Consider the following 900-nt stretch of genomic DNA (forward strand, 5'->3'; position numbering starts at 1 on the left):
GGCCACTGACCGGACCGAATCCGACCGACCGTGGCAAGTCGGGATCGAAGATCCACCTCATCACGGACCGGAGCGGACTGCCCCTGTCGCTGGGGATCTCCGGCGCCAACATGCACGACAGCCTCGGGCTGAAGCCGCTCGTGCGCGGGATCCTGCCCATCCGCTCCCGCCGCGGGCCCCGCCGCCGACGCCCCGCCAAGCTCCACGCCGACAAGGGCTATGACTACGACCACCTGCGGAAATGGCTCCGTGAACGAGGCATTCGGCACCGTATCGCCCACAAGGGCATCGAGTCGTCCACGCGGCTCGGCCGTCACCGCTGGGTGGTCGAGAGGACCGTGTCATGGCTGGCCGGCTGCCGACGCCTGCACCGCCGCTACGAGCGAAAATCGGAACACTTCCTCGCCTTCATCGGTATAGCAGCAGCCCTCATCTGCCACCGCCGACTCACCAAATGAAACCACGTCTAAGAAGCCGCGCAGATAGGCGTCGATGGCCTGGTGAACAGGTGGGCGAAGGAGCAGGTTCCGGGATCTTCGAGGTCCTGGTCTTGGTCACCGTGTGCTTCGGCGACCGTGAGTCCGTCACCGGCCGTCGATGAGGTCAGTGCCCCGACGTCCTTCAGTACCTGCTCGTTTGATCAGGTGGGCAGTCCCGCGTCGCGGGCCAGGAGGGCGGCCTGGACGCGGTTGGTGACGCCCAGGGCAGTGAGGATGCGGCTGACGTGGGCTTTGACGGTGCTTTCCCGCATCGTGAGGCGGGTGGCGATGTCAGCGTTGGTCTCGCCCTGGGCGAGCAGGGCCAGAACGTCCAGCTCCCGGGGGGTGAGCTGCTCCAGTAGGGCCCGCGCGGCGGTGGCCTTCGGTTGGTTGCCGGTGTGGTAGCGGTCGATGAGTCGGC

The 900-nt window shown here is 67.1% G+C and carries 2 protein-coding genes; one reads left to right on the forward strand and one right to left on the reverse strand.

Annotation, left to right across the window (positions count from 1 at the left end; all coding sequences use genetic code 11):
* Positions 1-458, forward strand: a 458-nt coding sequence (locus IE277_RS46745) for an IS5 family transposase (RefSeq protein WP_189960224.1), incomplete at its 5' end; no start/stop codon positions are given.
* Between the two features lie 182 nt (positions 459-640).
* On the opposite strand, the gene IE277_RS46750 is transcribed toward IE277_RS46745, so the two are convergent.
* Positions 641-900 (reverse strand): response regulator transcription factor (locus tag IE277_RS46750; protein WP_189960226.1); only part of this gene is annotated, 260 nt, incomplete at its 5' end.

This window comes from Streptomyces alanosinicus, from assembly GCF_014650595.1.
GTDB lineage: Bacteria > Actinomycetota > Actinomycetes > Streptomycetales > Streptomycetaceae > Streptomyces > Streptomyces alanosinicus.